Source organism: Curtobacterium sp. MCBD17_030, from assembly GCF_003224255.1.
Classification (GTDB): Bacteria; Actinomycetota; Actinomycetes; order Actinomycetales; family Microbacteriaceae; genus Curtobacterium.
This window is the reverse complement of sequence record NZ_QKLI01000004.1, coordinates 117,349-140,059: the sequence shown is the minus strand read 5'-3', so window position 1 is coordinate 140,059 and position 22,711 is coordinate 117,349. Positions and strand designations below refer to the sequence as shown.

Sequence of the window (22,711 nt, the reverse complement as noted above, 5' to 3'; positions counted from 1 at the left end):
CAGGTTAGCGGTTCGTGCGCTCGGACACGGCGGCACCGTGCGCCGGCAGCTGCTCTTCGCTCGAGAGCGCGACGATGTGCGGCGCGACCTCGGCCAGGGCGGCCGCCGTGTACCGGATCACCTGCTGCGGGCGCAGGAAGGTCGATGCGGACAGCCCGGCCCCGAAGCGCGCCTGGCCGCCGGTCGGCAGGACGTGGTTCGACCCGGCGAGGTAGTCGCCCAGGCTGACGGGGGTGTCCGGTCCGACGAACACCGCACCGGCGGCGTCGATGTCGGCGAGCACCGCGTCGTCGTCCGCTGTCTGGATCTCGAGGTGCTCCGGCCCGTAGGCGTTGCTCACGGTCGCGGCGTCGGTGAGCGAGTCGACCAGGACGATCGCCGACTGCGGTCCGTCCAGGGCGGTCTGGAGGCGCGCAGCCGTCCCGAGCACCGCCGTCCGTTCCGGGATCGCTGCCTCCACCGCGTCGGCGAACGCGGACGACGTCGTCACGAGGACGCTGCCGGCCTGCTCGTCGTGCTCGGCCTGGCTGATGAGGTCTGCTGCGACGTTCCCGGCGTCGGCGGTGTCGTCGGCGATGACGAGGATCTCCGAGGCGCCGGCTTCGGAGTCGATGCCGACGATGCCGCGCACGAGGCGCTTGGCGGCTGCGACGTAGTTGTTGCCCGGACCGGTCACCAGGTCGACGGGCTCGAGGCCGATCTCCGACACGCCGTGGGCCAGCGCCCCGATCGCGCCGGCGCCGCCCATCGCGTAGACCTCCTGCACGCCGAGGAGCCCCGCCGCAGCGAGGATCGTCGGGTGCACCGCGCCGCCGTGGTCGCGCTGCGGCGGGGACACGAGCGCGATCGACCCGACACCGGCGACCTGGGCGGGCACGACGTTCATGACGACGCTCGAGGGGTAGACCGCCTTGCCACCGGGCACGTAGAGCCCGACACGACGCATCGGCTGCCAGCGCTGGTGGACCTCCGCACCGTCCGCGAGGGTGGTCACCGACGGCGACGGCACCTGCGCGGCACTCGCGGCGCGGACGCGGCGGATCGCCTCGTCGAGCGCGGCGCGGAGCTCGGGGGTGAGTCCGGCGACGGCGGCGTCGATCTCGGCGGCCGGCACCCGGACGTGCTCGGGTGCTCCCCCGTCGAACCGTTCGGCCTGCTCCCGGAGCGCGTCGGCACCGCGGTCGCGGACGTCGTCGACGAGCACCCGTGCGGCGTCCACCGCATGCCCGACGTCGCCTGCGGCACGCGGCATGAGTCGGAGGAGTTCGGCACGGCCGGGGAGCCCGCCACGGAGGTCGATTCGCTGCATCATGAGGGCTCCGAGTCTAGTGATCCGGCCATGACCGGGCCGGATCCCCGGGCGGCGGGACCGTCCCGGTAACGTGAGCGTCGATGAACTTCGAGAAGGCCCGTCGGCTCGTCGCCGACCTGGTCCGTGTGAACGAGCGCTACGCCCGCGACGGGCACTACCGCAACGACGTCCGGGAACGGCTCGGGCGGACCGCCTCCCGGATCGACGTCGGCGTCGCCCGCCGCGAGCGCGACCGCGCTCCCCGCGCGGCTCGCCCGTACGAGGGGCTGGTCGAGACGAGCCTGGCCCTGGCCGGCATCCGCACCGCCGCCCGCGAGCCCGAGGTCGTGCTCGTCGTCGACGAGTTGCGCGACGGGGCTGCCTTCGCCGGCGTGCAGACCGCCCTCGCCGTCGCGATCGCGCTCGGGGACCGCCTGGGCCGGCGCGTCCGGGTCGTCATGGTCCGCTGGACGACGCCGGGCAACAGCGTCGCAGCGGCCGAGGCCCTCGTCGCCGACCGCTTCCCCGACACCCGGGTCGACGGACGCCCGGGTGTGCGCGTCGTCCGCCGCGAGGACGTGCTCGACACGGTGTTCGGGACGCAGGACATCTGGCTGGCCACGCACTGGAAGACGGCGCACCCGCTCGACGTCGCCGCGACGGCGGGTGTCGTCGCCCGCGAACGGGTCGTGTACCTCGTGCAGGACTACGAGCCGGGCTTCAGCGCGTGGTCCACCGACTACGCCGTCGCCGCGTCGACCTACCGTGCCGGCTTCCGGATGCTCGTGAACTCGGAGCCCCTGCGTCGGTACCTGGCGGACGTCGAGGGTATCGACATCGCCTCGGCCGCGACGTTCGCGCCGCACCTGGACGTCGAGCTGCTGGAACGGGTCGCCGCCGCCCGACGCCCGGTCGCCGAGGACGGCGGGGTCGTCCGCGTCCTCTTCTACGGGCGACCGAGCAAGCACCGCAACCTCTTCCGCCTCGGCGTGGCCGCGCTCCGGATCGCCGTGCAGGAGCTGGCTCCGGACGGCATCCGGGTCGAGTTCCACTCCGCCGGTGAACAGCACTCGGACGTCGAGCTCGACGGGGGCGCCGGTGACGTCAAGCTGGTCTCGCACGGCACGATGCCGTGGGATGACTACTTCCGGTTCATCGCCTCCACCGGGGTGGTGCTCTCGCTGCAGCACAGCCCGCACCCGAGCCACCCGCCGTTCGACGGCGCGATCTCCGGGGCACGGGTCGTGACCAACGAGTTCCGGGGCACGCGCGCCGGGCTGCACCCGAACCTCCAGGCCGTCCCCACCGACGCCCGCTCGCTCGGCCTCGCGGTGGCCGACGCCGTCCGGCGGGTCGCCGCGGACGGGCCGACCGGGTTCGTCCCGCTCGCCGACGGCGCCCTCGGCGGGCCGCTGGACGCCGCCGTCGACGCGCTCGGCGCCGCACTCGAGACCGAGGAGGAGAACCGATGACCCGCACCACCCTCGTCGTCGTCCCCGTGTACGGCGACCTCGAGTCGCTGCTGCGCTGCGTGGACGGGCTGCTCGAGCACCTCGACACCACGGTGCACCGGGTGCTCCTCGTGAACGACTGCGGCCCGGACGCGGACGCCATCGAGCGCGCCCTGCTGGACGGCATCGGCGAGCGCCCCGGGTTCCGGTACGAGCGCAACGACCGGAACCTGGGCTTCGTCGGGACGTGCAACCGTGCCGTCACCGAGCTCGACACCGGCGGTGACGCCGTCCTGTTGCTCAACAGCGACGCGGTGCCGACCGCCGGGTTCCTCGACGCCATGCTCGCGGTCCTCGACGAGGACCGCACCGGTGTCGTGACGGCCCGCAGTGACAACGCCACGATCGCGAGCATCCCGTACCGCCTGGCGAACCGTGGCGCGGCCCGGACCGAAGCCCGGACGCGTGCCGTCTGGGGTGCCCTCGCCCCGCTGCTGCCGGTGTCCCAGGTGATGCCCGTCGCGATGGGCTTCTGCTTCCTGACCCGTCGCGAGCTCGTCGCGGAGCACGGGCTCTTCGACGAGGCCTTCGCCCCCGGTTACGGGGAGGAGAACGACTACTGCCTGCGCATCGCGGAGCACGGCTGGCTCGCCAAGATCGCGAACCGGGCGCTCGTCCTGCACGCCGGCGGCAAGAGCTTCTCCGGCAACCGCAACGCCCTCCGTGCGGCACACCAGCGCGAGCTGGAACGGCGGTACCCCTTCCTGCCGGACGCGGTCGCCGCGTACCAGCGACACGGCATGACCGCGACGGAGCGGTTCGCCGACGCGCTCGTGCCGAGCGGTTCGACGCCACGCCTCGCGGTCGACCTGCGGCACGTCGCGGACGCCGGGGCACTGGTCCGCGACGTCGACGCGGCCTTCGGGGACGGTTTCGCCCTGGAGGCACGGCTCCCCGCCGGCACGACGGCTCCCGCCACGTGGACCGTCACCACGGACCCTCCGTCGGCCGACGACCTCGTCGCCGTCGCCGTGCTCGTGGACCCGACGCCGGCCGAGGTCGTCGCCGCGAACCGTCGCGCGCTGCACCTCGTCGTCGTCCGGTCCGCTCCCCCGGCGCTCCCGTGGTCCTCGCGGCGACACCGGACCGGTGCCGACACCGTCGCGGCCGTCGTCGACCGGTTCGCCGAGGTCGTCGCTCCCGGCGGGCTCGCCGGGGCGCGGGCGGGCCTCGACGCCCGGATCGCCGCTCCGCTCGCGGACCGTTCGGCGGTGCTCGAGGAACGGTGGTCGGCCCTGCTGCCCCTCGACGTCACCGCCGCCGACGTCGTCGCGGACAGCGCCTCCGACGAGGTCGGACGACTGCGCCGCGAGCTCGACGACCTGCGCGGCAGCCGGTCGTTCCGCACCGGCCAGGCGATCGCCAAGGTCGCCTCGCGTCTGCCGGGTCGCCGCTGATGGCCGACCGTGGGGGCATCGGCCGGGTCGCACGGCGGTTCGCCCGGCAGCTGCGGGGCCCCGAGAAGCCCCTGACCGTCGCCGACCGACTCGACCGCTGGGCACGACGCATCGCCGAGTTCGGCGTGCTCGACCGCGAGTACCTCGAGGCGCAGACGGGACGGACCTTCGCGACCGACGAGGAAGCGACCGCCTTCTACGTCCACAACGACGGGCAGCGGGGTCTGTCGCTCAGCCCGCTCATCGAGCACGAGTGGATGCGCGAGCACCAGCCGGCACCCGCGATGTCCTGGTACGACGCGCTGCACCAGGAGGGACCGGAGCTCTTCCAGACCGGACCGCTCTTCGACGCCGGCGTGTACGCCGCCTCGGTGCCGGCGCCGCACCGCCCGGCGTCCACCCTCGATGCACTGCGTCAGTTCCTGCGGAACGCGACGGACGCGACCGCGCTCCCCGTGCCTCCCGGCCGTCGTGGCCCGGCACCGACCTGGGGAGCCGCACGCGCCGCCGCGCTGCAGGGTGCCCGCGACTTCGCCGCCGCCCAGCACCGGACGCGCCGTCGCTACCGGTCGTCCTGGGACGGGCCCGAGACGCTCGACCTGTCGGCGCGCTACCCGCGCGGGAACGCCCGACGCGACGCCGAGCAGCCGCTCGTCTCCGTCGTGCTGCCGGTGTACCGACGGGCCGACGTCGTCGGCGCAGCGATCGCCTCGGTCCTCGCCCAGGAGCACACCGCCTGGGAGCTCCTGGTCGTCGACGACGGGTCGGGCGACGACACCGTCGACGTCGTCCGCGCCCGTGCCGCCGGCGATGCGCGCATCCGGCTGCTGGAGCGGGAGAACGGCGGAGCCGCCGCGGCACGGAACACCGGACTGGCCGCCGCGTCCGGCTCGTTCATCGCCTTCCTCGACGCCGACAACACCTGGCGACCGCAGCACCTCAGCGCCGCCCTCGCGGCCCTGCTCGAGGGCGACGCGCCCGGCGTGTACACGGGGCTCCGGATGACCGGGGCGAACAACGCCGATGACGCCACCGCCCCGGTCGAGACCTTCCGCGGCGAGGACGGCACCCGCGAAGACCTGCTCGCCGGCAACTTCATCGACCTCAACGCCCTGGTGGTGCGTCGTGACGTCGCCGACGCCGTCGGCCCCTTCGACGAGGACCTGCGCCGCTGGATCGACTGGGAGTGGCTGCTCCGCATCGCAGCACACGCCGCCGTCCCCGAGTACGTCCCGGTGATCGGGGTGGACTACGACAACGTCCGCGACCCCCGCCGTGTCTCGTCGGGCCAGCCAGCCTCGTGGCAGGAGGTCGCGCTCGCGCGGCACCGCATCGACTGGGACGCCCTCGCCACGGCCGCCCCCGACCGGGCGCGCGACCGGGTGTCGGTCGTGATGCCGGTCTTCCGCGACTGGACGATGACCCGGCGGGCCGTCGACACCGTGCTCGGCGCCGCCGACCACGACGGCGACGACGTCGAGGTGGTGGTCGTCGACAACGGCTCACCGCGCTCGGTCTCCGCCGTCCTCGACGCCTGGTTCCGCGGCGACCCGCGGGTGGTGCTCCAGCGGGAGGACCGGAACCGCAACTTCGCGCTCGGCAGCGACCTCGGACTCGCACGCACCACCGGCGCGACCGTCGTGATGCTCAACAACGACACCGAGGTGACACCCGGCTGGCTCCGACCCCTCGTCGCGGCGCTCGACGACCCGACGGTCCTCGGTGTCCAACCGCTCCTCGTCTACCCGGACGGTGTCGTGCAGGCCGCCGGCACCGTCTTCGGCGGCGACAAGGTCCTGCCGTGGCACTTCCTCGCCGACCACCCGCGGTACGACGCGGACCGTGCGTTCCGGACCCCGGCCTCCCGGCGGTTCACGGCGATCACCGCGGCGGCCGCGGCCTTCCGGGCCGACGACCTGATCCGCTGGCACGGCTTCGACCCCGTCTACGCGAACGGGCTGGAGGACGTGGACCTGTGTCTGCGCGCCCTCGCCACCGCCGAGCCGGGGGCCGCGTTCGTCGTCGAACCGGCCTCGGTCGTCGTCCACCACGAGAGCCGGACACCGGGACGGGACGACGCGCGGATCGAGAACCGCCGCGTGTTCGACGAGCGGTGGCGCGGGCGCTACCCGGACGCCGATGCGGCCGACCGGTACGAGGGCGCCGGGCTCCGGTACCTCGGAGTCGAGCCGGGCCTACCCAAGGGACACGCCGTGATGGTGCGGTCGTCGCGGCCGGTCGTCGTCCGCGAGGCGGGCGCCACGGGCCTCCGGGTCGCGCTGAAGCACGACGGGACCCGACCCGCGGACGTGACCGCGCTCGTCGGTGCGCTGGAGAGCGCGGGACATGCCGTGCAGGTCGACATGCCGACGTCCTGGTACCGGGAGGCCAGCGGACTCGACGACGTGACCGTGCTCGTCGCCGGGAGCGATTCGTCCTGGGTACCGCAGCCGGGGGCTCGCAACGCCGTGTGGCTCGCCGCGGGGCAGCGTGTGGCGGACGGGGACTTCGCGGTCGTCGTGGCGGGATCCAGCGCGGAGGCGGTCGTCACGGCACTGTCACCCGTCCCCTGAACGCGGGCTTGTCAGACGTTCACCGCGTTCCGAGGACTCTGATGTCTCCCGTTCACCTCGGGCGCGCATCATCGAAGCATGTCGCTCCTCTCCGATGTGATCCGGTCGAACTCCACGACCCAGTGCGTCGTCTGCGGTGCGGTCATCAGCAAGCGCGATGCACTCGGCCTCGACGGACTGGCGTTCTGCTCGGTCCTGCACGAAGCCGAACACATCGTCGCCACGCTCGACTGACCGTCGCCCGTAGGATCGGGCGGTGTCCGATCGCCAGCTCGCGGTGTTCCCCGCCTACCGCGACAACCCCTACCTGAACCTCATGCTGCTCGCGCCCCGCGCGCGGAGGTGGCACGTCCTCGAGAGCCTCCGGCTCGAGGTGCTCGAGCAGCACCTCGGCCGACTCGGCGCCGGCGACGTCTTCCACATGCACTGGACCGCGCCGATCGCGCAGCGTGCCGACGACGACCTCGACGCAGCACGGGTCCGGCTCGACCGCTTCCGCTCCGCAGTCGACGCGGCGCGCGAACGTGGCACCCGGCTCGTCTGGACCGTGCACAACATCCTGCCCCACGACGCCCGGCACCTCGACCTCGAAGTCGAGCTGGATCGGTACCTGGCCGAGGTCGCCGACGCCGTGCACGTGATGAACGTCGCGACCGCTGCGGCGGTGGCACCGCACTACTCGCTCGACCCGGCTCGAGTCGTGCACATCCCGCACCCGAGCTACCAGGGCGTCTACCCGAGTTCGATGACGCGGGACGACGCTCGCGCGTCGTTCGGCCTCGGCCCCGACGACCACGCCGTCCTGGCGTTCGGGCAGATGCGCCCCTACAAGGGCCTCGACGTGCTGGTCGACGCCGTCCGACGCCTGCCCGCCGACCAGCGCCCCGTGCTGCTGCTCGCAGGCCGGACGTCGGACGAGGATCGGGTCGAGATCGACCGGCTCCTCGGCGACGACCTCCGCGCCGTCCGCGAGCACGACCACGTCGACGACGTCGACGTCCAGCGATGGTTTCGCGCGGCGGACGTCGCCGTGCTCCCCTACCGGCGCGTGCTCAACTCCGGCAGCCTGCACCTGGCGGCGTCGTTCGGCGTCCCCGCGGTGCTGCCGGACGAGGCGCACCTGCGGGCGGAGTTCGGGGACGAGGGGTGGATCCGGTGGTTCGACACGGGTGATGCGGCGGGGTCGCTGGCTGCGTTGCTCCGTGAGCCCGGTGTCAGTTCCGAGGGAACTGCGGAGTTCAGCCAGCGGCTGGCGCCGTTCGCACGGTCAAGGCGGTACGCGGAGTTGCTCGACGACGTCTGCGCTGCTGCTTCAGCCTCGCGCTGACAACATCGGCCGGATCTGCAGGATGATCCGGCGGAAGGACTCCCCGAGGACAGCGTATTGTTCGGGGCCCGCGGGGTGCATGCCGTCCACACTGAATCCCTCGACCCAGTCATCACCATCGCGGGCACCACGCCACGGGTCAGCCCACATCCAACCGTGGTCCTCCGTGAAGGCCCGGAGGGCGGTGTTGTAAGCGAGAGCGGCGGGCTCATGCGTCCGGTACGGCGGGATCGCCGACACGAGCACCGCCCCCGGCCGGATCGTCGATGCAATCTGGTCGTAGTAGGTCGCTTCCTCGGCCATCGTCTTCCCTGTCCGCACGGCGTTCGTTCCCGCCAGGATCACGAGGACGTCGACACCGGCGATGGGTTGCACTGCCGACGCCATCTGGCCGGGAAGAGCACCCGAGCGAGCCCATCCGCCGACGAACTCGATCCCGTCGCCTTCGGCGTACGTCATCCAAGACTCGTCGTCCAGTCCGTTCCCGAGGAACAGCGATCGCCCAGCGCTGAGTGAATCGCCCACGACGGCGACTCGCAGCGGCTCAGCCCGGGCCCGGTCCGCGGCCCGCGGTTCGGCTTGCGGCGGGTCGAACACCGGAAGAACGTCACCGGCCAGGAGCAATGTCACGAGGACGACGAAGGCGGAGCCGAAAGTCAGGAAACGCCGCACGTGACCATTGTGGGACACGCAGCTGACCAGTGCGCCACGTCACCTGAGTTTGCGACCCGCCCGTGCGAGTAAGGATGCGAGACCTCGGCGACGAGGAATGCGTCGATCCACGAGGAATCGCCAGCCGTTCTTCCGGTCGGCGAGCGGTTGTATCGGGAATGCCTCCCCGATCGGCGGAAGCGGCATGCGTCCGGTCACGACCGGGAACTCGACCTCGATTCCGGCGGCCCCGACGCCGACGGTCCAGCGGCCGCTTCCCAGCCGCCCGGCCTCGATCGTCGCACGCCACGAACCGGATGTCGTCATCACGGGTACGGAGAGTTCCTCCGGACCGGCTTGGAGCACGAGTGAGAATTGTGGGACCGCTCGATCAGCCGGTAGGTCGCCGCCCACTTCCAACCCGGTCTCGGTGGGCGTGGCGTACCGCACGGTGAGTGGCACGAAGTGTCGGAGACCTGACACCGCTGCGACGGTCTCGACGTCTCCTCGGGCGACTGCGTCCGCCATGGCCGATAGGAGACCTGGTTCCGTGCGGGCGGACGGTAGTGTCCGAAGCTCTTGCACGGCTTGTTCGAGCCAATTTCGCGGTACTGCGTCGGCATCGTTCACGAGAGTCGACATCAGGCCCTGTTCCACCAACGAGCCGAGCGTCGTGTGTGGGGATGCATCGTTCCGGAGCGTCAACAGCGCGCTGCGCCAGGCATCAAGGCGACGGAGTCCGTCCCCGGACTGGACCGCGATGACGAACTCACTGGCCGCGCTCCATTGTCCGGAGAGGACGAGATCCCACAGCAGCCGCCGGGCGGGAGCTGCCTTCGCCAGGGCGGTGCCCGGCAGGGCCTGGACGAGTCCCGTCAAAGCGGCGTCCACCGCCGCGATGTCGACGTCAGACGGGCCAGATGCGACGAAGCGGGCGAGATGTGCCCAGCCGTCCGCGTCGAACACCATCTCGGCGTGTTGCTGCCTGACCGCCGGTCGATTCTCCACGAGTCGCGCACAGGCGAGTTCCTGCTCCAGGTAGAGAACCGTCGCGTGAGCGTCCGCGTTCTGGGAGATGGACGAACCGTCGCTTCGATCCCGGTACAAGTACACCTGATCGGGCACGACGTCTACACGACTCGCGTTCACGAATGCCCGCGTCATCGGTTCGATGTCGTCCACGCTTGCGATCTCGGGGAAGCACAGCCCGACTCGGTCCCAGAACGTTCGCCGGATCATGCGGTTCCAGCAAGCCCGGCCGGTGAGGAGCGCGGTTGCGTCGTCAGGCAACACAGCAGTACGCAGGCCGTCGAACGCTTGCCACCGTGCCGTCGGGCTCCACGTCGCCGTTGGCGAGAACTTCAGGTGGTCCCCGATCACCATGTCCGAGCCACTCGCGTCCAGCGCATCGAGCATCACCTGGTACGCACCATCGGGAACGATGTCGTCCGAGTCGGCGAACACCAGGTACTCGCCCGACGCAGCAGCGATCCCTTCGTTCCGCGCAGCTCCGGCAGAGGTGGCATCAGACTGCACGAGGCGGACGCGGCTGTCGGCGGCGGCGAACTGCGTCACCAGCTCCGCTGTGCCGTCAGTTGAACCGTTGTCAACGACGAGGACCTCGCAATCGACGATGCCTTGCGCGAGCACGCTCTCGAGCAGTTCGCCCACCCAGGGCGCGGCGTCACGACTGGGGACGACGACCGACAGCTTCTTGTTCACACCACTCCTCGATGACTCGCGTGGAACCCCGCCCAACCTTAGGATGTGCTGGGTCTTGGGTCTGCCGAGCACCGCGCACTCGTCCGAACTCTGCAGCAAAGGCGCAACTCGTCGATGGTCGAACTCCAAGCCGCCACTGGGTCTCGAGTGGAGCGGTTCTCCCTGTTGGACGGGCTCCGCTTCGCCGCGGCTCTCGCGGTGGTCGCCTACCACTACCTGGCCTTCCCTGAACCGGGCCTCGGTGCGCCCGTCAGCAGCGTCGGCCCGGAGGTCTTCCGCTTCGCCAAGTACGGAGCCTTCGGAGTCGACCTCTTCTTCGTGATCAGTGGGTTCGTGATCCTGATGAGTGGACTCGGACGAAGCGCTGGTGCATTCGTCGCTTCCCGGATCAGTCGGCTCTACCCCGCTTACTGGCTCGGCGTGCTCTCGACGGCCGTCGTCGTGGCTGTTGCGGCGCCCGGGCACCCGGTCGACCTGCGGCAAGTCCTCGTCAACCTGACGATGCTGCACCCGGCTTTCGGCGTCGGGGACGTCGATCCCGTGTACTGGACCCTGTGGATCGAGCTGCACTTCTACGTCATCGTCGGCGTACTCCTGCTCTTCAAGCCCGCCCCCTCGGTCCTCCTCGCGTTCGCTCTCGCTTGGCCGGTCGTTGCCGCCCTTGCGCAGCTCACCGGTTCAGATCTCCTCGCCACGACGTTGATCGCACCACACGCACCGTTGTTCGCAGCCGGGATGGCCGTCTTCTGCATCTACAGGTACGGGTCGAACTCGATCGCGTGGCTGGTGCTCGCGTTCGACACCGCCTTCGCGGTCGCGGTCTCGACACCGAACATCGGCGCCAGCATCGCGCGGAACACCGACTCATCGATGTCCTCGACGGCCGAGACCGTCATGGGGTTGGCTTGCGTGGGCGTGGTGGTTCTGGTCACACTCACTCCGCTGAGTCGCGTCAGCGGGCGCTGGCTCACCACGCTCGGCGCGCTGACGTACCCGCTCTACCTCCTGCACCAGAACATCGGGGTCCTGATGATCCACGCGATGGAGCCAGTCGAGGGAAGGTGGGCAGCCACGGGGGTCACCACCGTTCTCCTCTGCGGAGTGGCATACGTCGTGAGCCGCTACGTCGAGCGACCGGTGGGCCGGGCCCTACGGCGTCGACTCGAAGGAGACCTCGGTGCCCTGGCCGGCGCCACACGACGGCGCTCACGACGAGCGGCCTGAGGATGGCGTCCGTCCCGCTCGCCGACTGCGATCGACGGGCGGGTCAGGCGAGCACCCGTCCGATGACTCGACGTTTCAGTCGCCGAGCGCACGCATCGCGTCGACGACGCGCTCGCTGGAGCGCCCGTCACGTGTCGTGAACGTCTCAGCCGTGCGCTGGCGGTACTCGACGGGCGACTCGTACGCCTCGTTGCTGAGGTGGGTGAGGGCATCGATGACATCGTCCACGCCTCGGACGACAGGTCCGAAGCCGTGAGCGTCGTAATCGAAGTACCCCGGGCGTCCGACGTGCTGCCCGTCGAAGAACGCCTCCTTGTCGAACTGGAAGTACGCGAGTGGGATGTCCAGGAAAGCGGCGTCGAAAGCGAGTGACGAGTAATCCGTGACGAACGCCGCCGTCCGGGCCAGGACGTCCTGCACCCCGTCCTTGGAGAAGTCGAGGAGACGGACATGATCGGGCAGATCGAACTCGGCGAGGTACACGCGCATGTTGGGGTGCGGCATGAACGCGAGGGTCTTCCCGGACTCGCGGGCGAGTGCCTCGAGCCGAGGAGATCCGAGGAGCGCCCGGTACTGCTCTGCGTACTCACTGTTCCGGAAATTCGCGAGCTTCTTCCGCTCGTTCGAGCCTTCCACGCGTTCCCCGAGCAGGTTCTGCCGCCAAGTCGGCATCACCAGGATGATGTCCCGGTCCGCCGCCCCCACCGCCCGCCGTTTCGCGAGCAAGCTGTCGTGCCGAGGGAGTCCGGTCAGTGCGACCTCGTGGGATGAGAACGAGTAAGGCCCCGGTCCGGCGATCGCCCGGTACTCCGCCGGGGTCGTCGTGACGAGTACGTCGATCTGCTTCCAGCTCAGCCACCGAGAGAGGTCGTTGTGGATGACGCCGTGCTGCAGGAAGGTGTACTTGAAGCGTGAACGTCCGTACCGGCGCTGCGGAAGCGGCTGCGTCACGTAGACGTCGGCATGAGACGACGCCAGGTGATCGGCGTGCAACATCAGGAGCTTCCACTCCCACGTGCCGTGCGCGACGAGCCGGAACCCCTCCCGTTCCAGGCGGTCCCAGTCGTTCGAGTCCCTCTTGAGGACGAACCACGCGTTGATCTCCGGCCGGTTCTCACGCACCCATCGGTACAGGTGCTCCGCGTTGTCGTTCGCGTCCGTGTCGCGGTCCATGAACGCCCAGGCGTGGAGGTACTTCCTCCGAGTCGATCGGCTCCGAAGGGCGAACTCGAGCGCCTCGTCGTACAGGTTCGTCTTGCCGACGGCGACCCGGGCACGACGCAGGCTGGCGCGGGCTCGACCCTTCGCATGAGCGAGGAGCCCGTCTTCATCAGGAGCGTACCGCGCGCTCACATGCCTCCGCTGGCGCATGATGAGCGGGTTGATCTGGCGATTCGACAACCCCTCGGGATGCCCGAGGTCGTCGCCGCGCGCGACGCGCATCATGACTCCGTCGAGGATGATCTTGGTCCGGAGTCCCCGAGCGAGCCAGATGTGACGCTCCCGGATGAGCACACGACCGTAGAACTCGTAGTCGCGCACAGTCTCATGCTGCGCACTTGCCTCGACTCCGTCCACTTCGAAGTGTTCCGTCGGCAGATTCCCGGAGAACCAGTACGAGATCTTGACCAGCTGTCGACCTTCGTCGACCCCGGACAAGCGGACGTAGTCGTGTCGGATCGGAGCGGGCTCGTAGCCTCGGCGGAACGCCTCGCGGACGGGGAAGTCGACCCACATGAGGTCGAAACTGCGGATGGCGTCGTCATCGAGCAGGGAGCGGATGCGCTGTGCGAGTTCATGGAACCGCGGGAGCACTTCCACTGGCGCGCTCGCCGAGAGCGATTGCACGGCGAGTTGTTCCTTGTAGTACCAGAACAAGTCGTACAGCACGGTGTTCTGCAGCCACCGTGGGATGGAACCGAGCTGTGCTTGAGCTGTTTCGAGCGCGTCCAGGTAGCCGTACTCGAGGACGTTCGTGTACTTCTCGCGCAGACGGAAGCTCTTCTCGATGAGGGACGTCCCGTCGCCCCTCACTCGGTAGAGGTACTTCGCGGACGCCATGAGTCCCATGTGGTTGCTCTTGGTGGCCAACATGTACTTCGCGATGAAGTGACCGTCCTCGAAGTTCGGGCGCACCCGGTCGTCGAACCGAAGGCCGTGTTCGCGGACGAACTCCGTCCGCATGAACGAGCTGTTCACGCTGAGCTGGATGATCGGATCGGCGTGGAGGTTGACGATCCGAGACCCGAGGCCGAACTTGCGCCGCTGGGGATGGTTGTCCCGGATCTCACCATCCTCCATCAACCGCATCTGGTGAGCAGCGAGCAGGTTCACGGGGTCCTCCCGCTGAGCATCGCCGTAGAGGCCGATGAACTTCGCGACCTCGCTGAAGTAGTCCGGCTCCAGGACGTCGTCCGGATCGGTGAACGTCACCCATTCGCCGCGGACCCGCTCCAGACCAGTGTTCCGGGCCTCGGCGACCCAGGCGTTCGGCTGCGTGAGTACCTCGACGTGGCCAGGACGGCTGGCGGCCCACTCATGCAGCACCGCGAGGCCGTTGTCGGTCGAGCCGTCGTCGACCAGGATCAGCTGGACGTTCTCGACGCCGAACGTCTGGGTCTCGAGAGAACGGAGGAACGCCGGCAGGTACCGCTCGACGTTGTACACCGCGACGACCGCGCTGATCAGGAACTCATGATTCTCGCTCTGCCCTGCGGACATCGAGGTACCTCCATTGGTCGGGCGTGGTGGCACGCCGCCGATCTCGTGGATCGGGTCAGACAGTTTCGTTGTAAGCGGCCACGACGTCCTCCGTCTTGCCGATCTGCTGGAGCTCGCCCTCGTTCAGCCAGGCGACCTCGTCGCACATGTCCTTCACGGTCGCCATCGAGTGGGAGACGAGGATGACCGTGCGGCCCTCTGCCTTCATCTCCTTGAACTTCGTGCGGCACCGCTTCTGGAACGTCGCGTCCCCGACCGCCAGGACCTCGTCGACGACCAGGACGTCCGGCGTGACGGCGACGGCGACGGAGAACCCGAGTCGGACGTACATGCCCGAGGAGTAGTTCTTCACCGGCTGGTCGATGAAGTGGCCGACGCCCGAGAACGACACGATCTCGTCGAACTTCCGCGTCACTTCCTTCCGGCTCATCCCGAGGATCGAACCGTTGAGGAAGACGTTCTCCCGGCCGGAGAGCTCCGGGTGGAAGCCGGAGCCGACCTCGAGCAGCGACGCCTGCTTGCCGCGGGCGGTGATCGAGCCCTCCTCCGGCCACAGGATCTTCGCCAGGCACTTCAGCAGGGTCGACTTGCCGGACCCGTTCTTGCCGATGAGGCCGAAGGTCGTGCCCTGCGGCACTTCGAACGAGACGTCCTTGAGTGCCCAGAAGTCCTCGTGCACGGACTTCTTGCCACGCATGACCATGCTCTTCAGCGAGTCGTTCCGCTCGTGGTACATCCGGAAGCGCTTGGAGACGTTCTCGACGGTGACAGCAGCATCGTTCACAGGAGTTCGGCCAACTTCTTCTCGTTGCGGGAGAAGACGACGTAGCCGATCGCGAGCGAGACGCACCCGGCGAGTGCGCACGCGACCAGGTCGCCCCATTCCGGCAGTCGGTTGTCGTACATGAGGTTGCGGAAGACCTCGGAGAACCGCTCGATCGGGTTGAGCTTGTAGACCGTGATGATCCACGGGTGCCCGGCCTTGTCCGCAGCGTTCTGGACGAGCGACAGGGGGTAGATGATCGGCGACAGGTACATCCACATCTGCAGGCCGATGCCCACCAGGTGCTGCATGTCGCGGAAGTGGACGTTGACGATCGAGAGGATGAGTCCGATCCCGGCGGAGAACATGGCGAGGAAGACCATGGTCAGGGCGATGACGGGCAGGAACACGAACCACTTCGATCCGAAGACCGCCAGTGCGATGAGCAGGACGCCCATCTCGACGAGCCACGTGAACCCGAATGAACCGACGGCTGCGAGCGGCAGCGTCATCCGCGGGAAGTAGACCTTCTTGATGAGCGAGCCGTTCGCGACGATCGACGTCATCCCGGCGTTGATCACGTTGCGGGCGAAGATCCACGGGAGCAGTCCGCACATGAGCCAGAGCGGGTAGATCTGCAGACCGCTCGGGTCCCCGACCTCGAGCCGTGCCCGGAAGATGAACGAGTACACGATCGTGTAGATCAGCATCGTCGCGAGCGGGTTGATCAATGACCACAGCTGCCCGAAGACGGTGCGCCGGTACTTGCCCTTGACCTCGCGTGCGGTGAGGTTGGCCAGCAGTTCGCGCGACGCCATCAGGTCGTTGAAGTACGTCATGCTTCGGTTGCTGACTCCTCCGGGGCGCAACGGAGCGCTCCTGGTGCAGGTTCGGGGACGAGACATTCTCGCACAGTGCCGCAGACAGACCCGATCGGGCACGGATCGCAATGCCGGCGGAACGGCGATCTGATGGATTCCTGAAGAACTGTCGGTGAATCCAGTAGTGTCGACAGGTGCTCGTCAGCTTCGCCAACCACTCCACCGCGCCGGTGAACCTCGGCGGCGCAGAGCGGTCCCTCCTCCGTTTCGTCGAGGACTGGGCGGCGACCGACCCCGACTTCACCCCGCACTTCGTCACGAAGGCACCCCGCGGCAAGTTCATCGAGGCGCTCGACGAACGCGGCTGGCAGTACGACGCCTTCCGGTACCGCGGGTGGGCCGTGCCGAGCCCGCAACCGGCCCCCGCGGCCGAACGTGCCGCGTTCGCGACCGTCGACTACGCGGCGGTGAGCGCGATCATCCGCCACTACGAGCGTCAGCGACCGGACCTGGTCGTCACCAACACCCTGGTCGCGCCGTGGGCCTCCTTCGCCGCCGCCGTGCTCGGGATCCCCCAGGCCTGGTTCGTCCGCGAGTACGGCGACCTCGACCACGGTCTGCACTTCCAGACCGGACGGGCCGCGACCCTCGGCGACATCGGCCTGCTCGCCGGCGCGGTCGTGACGAACTCCGGCGCCATGCGTGACCACCTGGCCCGCTACATGCCCGCAGAGGAGATCTCGATCGCGTACCCGTCGGTCGACGTCGCCCGGCTCGACGCCACGCGCGCTGCCGAGCCGTCCGTGCAGCCGTTCCCCCAGGCCGACCCGGGCCTCCGCATCGTCGTCGTCGGCCGCGTGGAGCCATCGAAGGGCCAGCACCGGGTGATCGAGGCGCTCGGCCTGCTCCGTGACCGCGACATCACCGCGAGCGTCTGCTTCGTCGGCAGTTGGAAGCAGCCCGGCGAGGACCAGCGATTGACGGCACGCGCGCGCGAACTCGGCGTCGCCGACCACGTCGTCTTCACCGGCGAGCAGAACGCGCCGGCCCCCTACATCGACGCAGCTGACGTGTGCGTGACGGCGTCGACGATCGAGGCCTTCGGTCGGACCACGGCCGAGTACATGGCCCTCGGCAAGCCCGTGATCGCGACACGGGAGGGCGGGAGCGCCGAGCTCGTCGACCCCGGCGTCACCGGCGCCCTGTTCGATGCTGACGACACCGCCGGGCTGGCCGCGGCACTGGCCGACTACGCGTCGGACCCCGCCACGGCCAGGAGGCACGGTGCGGCTGCCCCGGACCGGCTCGCCGCCGTCACGGGCTCCGGACACGACAACGCCGCCGCGATCGCCCGGCTCACCGCCCTGGTGGGCACGGAGGGCTACCGGCTCCCCCAGGTGGCCCGCTACTGGTTCGAGTTGCCCGCTGCGTACTCGTCCCTCGGCGCGACGAGCGCCCGTGCTGCCGCTGGCCTGCTGGCCTCCCGCCTCCGGAGCCGCTCCGGCGCCGTCGGTCGACTGCTGTCCCGACCGGCCGCGGTGGTGCGCAGGGTGACCGGCCGATGAGCGAGCACCGCCGACCGGTGACGATCGTCGTCCCGGTCTACGACGACCTGCCCGGCCTCGAACGCTGCATCGAGGCCCTGCTCGACACGGTCGACTTCGAGCGCGACCGTGTGCTGCTCGCGAACGACGTCGGACCGAACGTCGACGCCGTCGAACGACGCCTGCTGGAGCTCGTCGGCGACCACCCCGGCTTCGAGTACGTCCGGAACGAAGCGAACCTGGGCTTCGTCGGGAACTGCAACCGCGCCGTCCTGGAACTCGACCGGACCGGCAACGACGTGCTGCTCCTCAACAGTGACACCGTGCCGATGCCCGGCTTCCTCGACGAGATGACCGCCGTCCTCGGCTCGGACGACACGATCGGCGTCGTCTGCGCTCGGAGCGACAACGCGACGATCGCGTCCTACCCGTTCGCCCGCCGCAACCCCCGGTCGACGATCGCTCCACGGCGGACCCGCGAGCTCCACGGCCGGACGAAGTACCTCCTGCCCCGCTTCACCGTCGCCCCCGTGGCGATGGGGTTCTGCTTCCTCATCCGTCGGGAGATGGTCGACCGGTTCGGGCTCTTCGACGAGGTGTTCTCCCCCGGCTACGGCGAGGAGAACGACTTCTGTCTCCGCATCAACGAGCACGGCTTCACCGCGGTGCTCGCCAACCGAGCACTCGTCCTGCACGCCGGGTCGACGAGCTTCAGCGGCGACCGAGGACCGTCGCTCCGACTCGAACACGAGCGGATCCTGCTCGAGCGGTACCCGTTCTACGCCGGCGCCCTCGCACTGTTCCTGGCGCGGTACCGTGACGCCGTGGACGTCTTCGCCGACACGTTCCTGCCCGACGACGACGTCGTCCGCGTCGCGCTGCACGTCCCCCTGGACCTCTCCGACGAGGTGCTCGCACGCGTCCGCGCGGTGCTCGCCGCCGCCCCCGACCACGTGGTCGTCACCGTGGTCGTGTCGTCGAAGCAGATCCGTCGAGCACGTCAGGAACTCCCCGGCGTGGCGATCGCGGTCGGCGGTCGACCCCGCCAGGTGTTCGACATCGCCGTGGCCCTCGGCGCGCTGACGACGTTCGCTCAGCTCTCAGCGCTGAACGCGAATGCGCCACGGTGGCTCCTCGTCGACCCGGTGGCCCAGGACGCCCGGTGGGCGCATGCGGTCGAGAACCACCGTGCCTCGGCCCTCGACCGGCTGCTGCGCCGCTACGAGAACCGCAGCACCGCCTGGACCGGTGCCGCGGACCTGGTGCGTCTCGTCGAGGTGGTCGCCGAGACCGAGATCGACCCTTCCGCCCTGCGCGCGCGCTGGCAGGCGGTGACCGACATCGCGGAGGCCACGGGCTTGCTGGTGCACCGTTCCACGGTGTCGTTCCGCCGCCTCACGGCGCTCTCCCTCGGCGCACGCAACCCACGGATCGTGGCGCGTCTCCGCGCCGTCACCGGCCGGCGGGGAGCCTGAGGCAGGCTCCCCACCGCGACACCTGACGCGGAGACCCCCCGGAGGCACGCCACGACGTGACGGGAGGCCCGTGGCGAACCCGCCACGGGCCTCCCGTCACGTCCGTCCCCGGCGCTACACCAGGCAGCGCGGCCCGAGCAGGCTCTTCAGCTCCCCGAACAGGTCCGGCGTCAGGTTCACCGGGAAGGGCAGCTCGAAGGTCCGGGCCACGTCGTCCTTGAGGAGCTTCAACCGCACCTCGGTGTCGCCCTGGTGTCGTCCGAGGACTGCGGCCAGTTCGGTCACCGTCCGGGTGGTCGCCTGCCGCTCGGGCAGGGACAGGGTCAGCGGCCCCGATCCCATCGCGTCGCCGACGTTCGGCTGGAACATGCTCACCGCGTGCAGCGCCTTGCCGTCGTCGCGGACGTTGACCCGGCCGCGCAGGACGACGATCGAGTCCGGCACGAGTGACGGCCCGAACTCCTGGTAGGTCTTGCCCAGGAACATGACGCCGATCTGCCCGCCGAAGTCCTCGATGTCGACGATGCCGTACGGGTTGCCGCTGGTCTTCGCCACCCGGTGCTGCACGCTGGTCAGCAGTCCGGCGACGGTGACCGTCTCACCTTCGATGGAGTCGTCGGCGACGAGCAGGTCCGCGATGGTGACCGACTGGTGCTTGGCGAGCTCGATCTCGAGCCCGGCCAGCGGGTGGTCGGAGACGTAGAGCCCGAGCATGTCCCGCTCGAACGCCAGCTTGTCGCGCTTGGACCACTCGGGTCGCTCCGGGACCTGCGACACCGTGAGGGATGCCGGGTGCTCCTCGGCGACCTCGGCGAACAGCGAGTCGAAGTCGAAGCCGACGTTGCCGTGGAGCTCGTCGCGCTTGACCTTCACCGCGGCTTCGACCGCGCCCTCGTGGATCTCGACCAGGGCCCGGCGGCTGTCCCCGAACCCGTCGAAAGCACCGGCCTTGATGAGGGACTCGACGGTCCGCTTGTTCGCGGACGAGATCGGGATCTTCCGGAGGAAGTCGTGGAAGGACTCGAACGCACCCTTCTCCTGGCGGGCGGCGACGATGTCGTCGACGACGTTGAAGCCGACGTTCCGGATCGCGCCCATGCCGAAGCGGATGTCGTCGCCGACGGCGGCGAAGAACCCGATGGACTCGTTGACGTCCGGCGGCATGACCTTGATGCCCATCCGGCGGCACTCGTTGAGGTACAGCGCGAGCTTGTCGCGGGCGTCGCCGACGCTGGTGAGCAGGGCGGCCATGTACTCGGCCGGGTAGTGGGCCTTCAGGTACGCGGTCCAGAACGAGACCACGCCGTACGCGGCAGAGTGCGCCTTGTTGAACGCGTAGTCCGAGAACGGCAGCAGGATGTCCCACAGCGTCTTGATCGCCGCTTCGCCGTAGCCATTGTCGATCATGCCCTGGTGGAAGCCCGCGTACTGCTTGTCCAGCTCGGACTTCTTCTTCTTGCCCATGGCGCGGCGCAGGATGTCCGCCTGGCCGAGCGAGAAGCCGGCGACCTTCTGCGCGATCGCCATCACCTGCTCCTGGTAGATGATCAGGCCGTAGGTGCCGCCGAGGATCTCCGCGAGCGGTTCTTCGAGCTCGGGGTGGATCGGGGTGATCGCCTGCTCACCGTTCTTGCGGAGCGCGTAGTTGGTGTGCGAGTTCGCACCCATGGGCCCCGGGCGGTACAGCGCGATGAGTGCGGAGATGTCCTCGAAGTTGTCCGGCTTCATCAGGCGGAGGAGGCCGCGCATGGGCCCGCCGTCGAGCTGGAAGACACCGAGGGTGTCGCCGCGCTGCAGGAGCGCGTACGCCTCGGGGTCCTCGAGCCCCATGTGCTCGAGGTCCAGGTCGATGCCGCGGTTGGTCTTGATGTTGTCGAGGGCGTCGCTGATGATCGTGAGGTTGCGGAGCCCCAGGAAGTCCATCTTGATCAGGCCGAGCGACTCCGCTGCCGGGTAGTCGAACTGCGTGACGATCTGGCCGTCCTGCTCCCGCTTCATGATCGGGATGATGTCGATCAGCGGGTCGCTCGACATGATGACGCCGGCGGCGTGGACGCCCCACTGGCGCTTCAGCCCCTCGAGGCCGAGCGCCGTGTCGAAGACGGTCTTGGCCTCCGGGTCGGTCTCGACGACGGTGCGGACGTCGACGGCTTCCTTGTAGCGCGGGTGGTCCTTGTCGAAGATCCCGGTGAGCGGGATGTCCTTGCCCATCACGGGTGGCGGCATCGCCTTGGTGAGCTTCTCGCCCATGCCGAACGGGAAGCCGAGGACGCGCGAGGAGTCCTTCAGCGCCTGCTTGGCCTTGATCGTGCCGTACGTGACGATCTGCGCGACGCGTTCCGACCCGTACTTCTCGGTGACGTACTTGATCGCCTCACCGCGGCGCCGGTCGTCGAAGTCGACGTCGAAGTCGGGCATCGAGACCCGGTCCGGGTTGAGGAAGCGCTCGAAGATCAACCCGTGTCGGATCGGGTCGAGGTCGGTGATGCGCATGGCGTACGCGACCATCGAGCCGGCGCCGGAACCACGGCCGGGTCCGACGCGGATGCCGTTGTTCTTCGACCAGTTGATGAAGTCCGCGACGACCAGGAAGTAGCCCGGGAACCCCATCTGGTTGATGATGCCGACCTCGTAGTCAGCGCGCTCCTGGACCTCGGCCGGGATGCCGCCGGGGTAGCGGTACTCCAGCCCCTTCGCCACCTCCTTCTCGAACCACGAGTGCTCGGTCTCGCCCTCGGGCACCGGGAACTTCGGCATGTAGTTCGCCGAGGTGTCGAACTCGACGTTGCACCGCTCGGCGATGAGCAGCGTGTTGTCGCAGGCCTCGAGGTTGTCGCGGAAGACGTGCCGCATCTGCGCCGGGGTCTTGAGGTAGAACTCGTCGGCGTCGAACTTGAAGCGGTTCGGGTCGTTCAGCGTCGACCCGGACTGCACGCAGAGCAGCGCGGCGTGCGACGTGGCGTCGTGGGCGTGCGTGTAGTGCAGGTCGTTCGTGCCCACGAGTGGGATGTCCAGGTCCTTGGCGAGCCGGATCAGGTCGCTCATGATGCGACGTTCGATCTCGAGCCCGTGGTCCATGACCTCGGCGAAGTAGTTCTCCTTGCCGAAGATGTCCCGGTAGTCGGCCGCAGCCTGGACGGCTTCGTCGTACTGCCCGAGGCGCAGCCGGGTCTGGATCTCTCCCGAGGGGCAGCCCGTCGTCGCGATGATGCCCTGGTGGTACTCCTGCAGCAGCTCGATGTCCATGCGCGGCTTGAAGTAGTAGCCCTCGAGCGACGCCTTCGACGACAGCCGGAACAGGTTGTGCATGCCGGTCGTGTTCTCGGCGAACATCGTCATGTGCGTGTAGGAACCGGCACCGGACACGTCGTCGCCACCGCCGTCACCCCAGCGCACACGGGTCTTGTCGCTCCGGTGGGTCCGCGGAGTGATGTACGCCTCTGTCCCGATGATCGGTTTGACCCCGCCGGCCTTCGCGGTCTTCCAGAACTCGAAGGCGCCGAACATGTTGCCGTGATCCGTCACCGCCACGGCCGGCATGCCCTGCGCGGCGGTCTCCGCCACGAGGTCCGAGAGCCTGGCGGCACCGTCGAGCATCGAGTACTCGCTGTGCACGTGCAGGTGGACGAAGGAGTCGGAATCCGACACGGAACCTCCGGTTCGTACGGTCTGCGGTGGGGTGTGGACAGCC

General features: G+C 69.2%; 15 protein-coding genes. 8 read left to right on the top strand and 7 right to left on the bottom strand.

Annotation, left to right across the window (positions count from 1 at the left end):
- Positions 1 to 4 precede the first annotated feature (4 nt).
- Positions 5 to 1,312 carry a histidinol dehydrogenase gene (gene hisD, locus DEI89_RS05920; protein WP_110903117.1) on the bottom strand — a complete coding sequence of 436 codons (1,308 nt, stop codon included), beginning with the start codon at positions 1,310 to 1,312 and terminating at the stop codon, positions 5 to 7.
- An 80-nt stretch (positions 1,313 to 1,392) separates the two neighbouring features.
- On the opposite strand from hisD, the gene DEI89_RS05915 reads away from it, so the two are divergent.
- From DEI89_RS05915 to DEI89_RS05900, 5 genes are all read left to right on the top strand, one after another.
- Positions 1,393 to 2,763, top strand: a complete 1,371-nt coding sequence (locus tag DEI89_RS05915; protein ID WP_110903116.1) for a hypothetical protein — start codon at positions 1,393 to 1,395, stop codon at positions 2,761 to 2,763.
- Entirely contained in the window at positions 2,760 to 4,199 is a 1,440-nt protein-coding gene (locus DEI89_RS05910; protein WP_110903115.1) for a glycosyltransferase family 2 protein, read from the top strand. Before DEI89_RS05915 ends, DEI89_RS05910 begins: the two co-directional genes overlap by 4 nt.
- Complete coding sequence (locus tag DEI89_RS05905; protein WP_110903114.1) at positions 4,199 to 6,772, top strand: glycosyltransferase; 2,574 nt, start codon at positions 4,199 to 4,201, stop codon at positions 6,770 to 6,772. Before DEI89_RS05910 ends, DEI89_RS05905 begins: the two co-directional genes overlap by 1 nt.
- Positions 6,773 to 6,850: 78 nt before the next feature.
- On the top strand, positions 6,851 to 7,006 hold the full coding sequence (locus tag DEI89_RS17590) for a hypothetical protein (RefSeq protein ID WP_181421520.1): 156 nt from the start codon (positions 6,851 to 6,853) through the stop codon (positions 7,004 to 7,006).
- A 22-nt stretch (positions 7,007 to 7,028) separates the two neighbouring features.
- On the top strand, positions 7,029 to 8,099 hold the full coding sequence (locus tag DEI89_RS05900; protein ID WP_110903113.1) for a glycosyltransferase: 1,071 nt from the start codon (positions 7,029 to 7,031) through the stop codon (positions 8,097 to 8,099).
- Here DEI89_RS05900 and DEI89_RS05895 read toward each other — a convergent pair.
- Positions 8,085 to 8,624 (bottom strand): SGNH/GDSL hydrolase family protein, encoded by a 540-nt coding sequence (locus DEI89_RS05895; RefSeq protein ID WP_258366252.1) that lies wholly within the window; start codon positions 8,622 to 8,624, stop codon positions 8,085 to 8,087. The two genes, DEI89_RS05900 and DEI89_RS05895, sit on opposite strands and share 15 nt — an antisense overlap.
- A gap of 186 nt (positions 8,625 to 8,810) precedes the next feature.
- Positions 8,811 to 10,472, bottom strand: coding sequence for a glycosyltransferase family 2 protein (locus DEI89_RS05890; RefSeq protein ID WP_181421518.1), 1,662 nt, complete (start codon positions 10,470 to 10,472; stop codon positions 8,811 to 8,813).
- Between the two features lie 114 nt (positions 10,473 to 10,586).
- Between DEI89_RS05890 and DEI89_RS05885 the strand changes: the two genes are divergently transcribed.
- Positions 10,587 to 11,696 (top strand): acyltransferase, encoded by a 1,110-nt coding sequence (locus DEI89_RS05885; RefSeq protein WP_110903110.1) that lies wholly within the window; start codon positions 10,587 to 10,589, stop codon positions 11,694 to 11,696.
- 75 nt (positions 11,697 to 11,771) lie between these two features.
- Here the strand turns inward: DEI89_RS05885 and DEI89_RS05880 are convergent, their stop codons facing one another.
- From DEI89_RS05880 to DEI89_RS05870, 3 genes are read right to left on the bottom strand one after another with little or no spacing between them, the layout of a single operon-like run.
- Complete coding sequence (locus DEI89_RS05880) at positions 11,772 to 14,417, bottom strand: CDP-glycerol glycerophosphotransferase family protein (protein WP_110903109.1); 2,646 nt, start codon at positions 14,415 to 14,417, stop codon at positions 11,772 to 11,774.
- 55 nt (positions 14,418 to 14,472) lie between these two features.
- On the bottom strand, positions 14,473 to 15,201 hold the full coding sequence (locus DEI89_RS05875; RefSeq protein WP_110903108.1) for an ABC transporter ATP-binding protein: 729 nt from the start codon (positions 15,199 to 15,201) through the stop codon (positions 14,473 to 14,475).
- Positions 15,198 to 16,019 (bottom strand): ABC transporter permease, encoded by an 822-nt coding sequence (locus DEI89_RS05870; RefSeq protein WP_110903107.1) that lies wholly within the window; start codon positions 16,017 to 16,019, stop codon positions 15,198 to 15,200. The genes DEI89_RS05875 and DEI89_RS05870 overlap by 4 nt, the downstream gene beginning before the upstream one ends.
- 176 nt (positions 16,020 to 16,195) lie before the next feature.
- On the opposite strand from DEI89_RS05870, the gene DEI89_RS05865 reads away from it, so the two are divergent.
- Complete coding sequence (locus DEI89_RS05865) at positions 16,196 to 17,566, top strand: glycosyltransferase family 4 protein (protein ID WP_110903106.1); 1,371 nt, start codon at positions 16,196 to 16,198, stop codon at positions 17,564 to 17,566.
- The gene (locus DEI89_RS05860) at positions 17,563 to 19,020 is read left to right on the top strand and encodes a glycosyltransferase family 2 protein (RefSeq protein ID WP_110903105.1); all 1,458 of its coding nucleotides are present in this window, start codon (positions 17,563 to 17,565) and stop codon (positions 19,018 to 19,020) included. Before DEI89_RS05865 ends, DEI89_RS05860 begins: the two co-directional genes overlap by 4 nt.
- Positions 19,021 to 19,134: 114 nt before the next feature.
- Here DEI89_RS05860 and dnaE read toward each other — a convergent pair whose 3' ends face one another.
- Positions 19,135 to 22,617, bottom strand: coding sequence for a DNA polymerase III subunit alpha (gene dnaE / locus DEI89_RS05855; protein ID WP_375334561.1), 3,483 nt, complete (start codon positions 22,615 to 22,617; stop codon positions 19,135 to 19,137).
- Between the last annotated feature and the right edge of the window lie 94 nt (positions 22,618 to 22,711).

Excerpts from the sequence above, each read along its gene's own strand:
- dnaE (WP_375334561.1), bottom strand. The coding sequence starts at position 22,617 with ATGCTCGACGGTGCCGCCAGGCTCTCGGACCTCGTGGCGGAGACCGCC.
- DEI89_RS17590 (WP_181421520.1), top strand. The coding sequence starts at position 6,851 with ATGTCGCTCCTCTCCGATGTGATCCGGTCGAACTCCACGACCCAGTGC.
- DEI89_RS05870 (WP_110903107.1), bottom strand. The coding sequence starts at position 16,019 with ATGACGTACTTCAACGACCTGATGGCGTCGCGCGAACTGCTGGCCAAC.
- hisD (WP_110903117.1), bottom strand. The coding sequence starts at position 1,312 with ATGATGCAGCGAATCGACCTCCGTGGCGGGCTCCCCGGCCGTGCCGAA.
- DEI89_RS05860 (WP_110903105.1), top strand. The coding sequence starts at position 17,563 with ATGAGCGAGCACCGCCGACCGGTGACGATCGTCGTCCCGGTCTACGAC.
- DEI89_RS05915 (WP_110903116.1), top strand. The coding sequence starts at position 1,393 with ATGAACTTCGAGAAGGCCCGTCGGCTCGTCGCCGACCTGGTCCGTGTG.
- DEI89_RS05910 (WP_110903115.1), top strand. The coding sequence starts at position 2,760 with ATGACCCGCACCACCCTCGTCGTCGTCCCCGTGTACGGCGACCTCGAG.
- DEI89_RS05885 (WP_110903110.1), top strand. The coding sequence starts at position 10,587 with ATGGTCGAACTCCAAGCCGCCACTGGGTCTCGAGTGGAGCGGTTCTCC.
- DEI89_RS05905 (WP_110903114.1), top strand. The coding sequence starts at position 4,199 with ATGGCCGACCGTGGGGGCATCGGCCGGGTCGCACGGCGGTTCGCCCGG.
- DEI89_RS05880 (WP_110903109.1), bottom strand. The coding sequence starts at position 14,417 with ATGTCCGCAGGGCAGAGCGAGAATCATGAGTTCCTGATCAGCGCGGTC.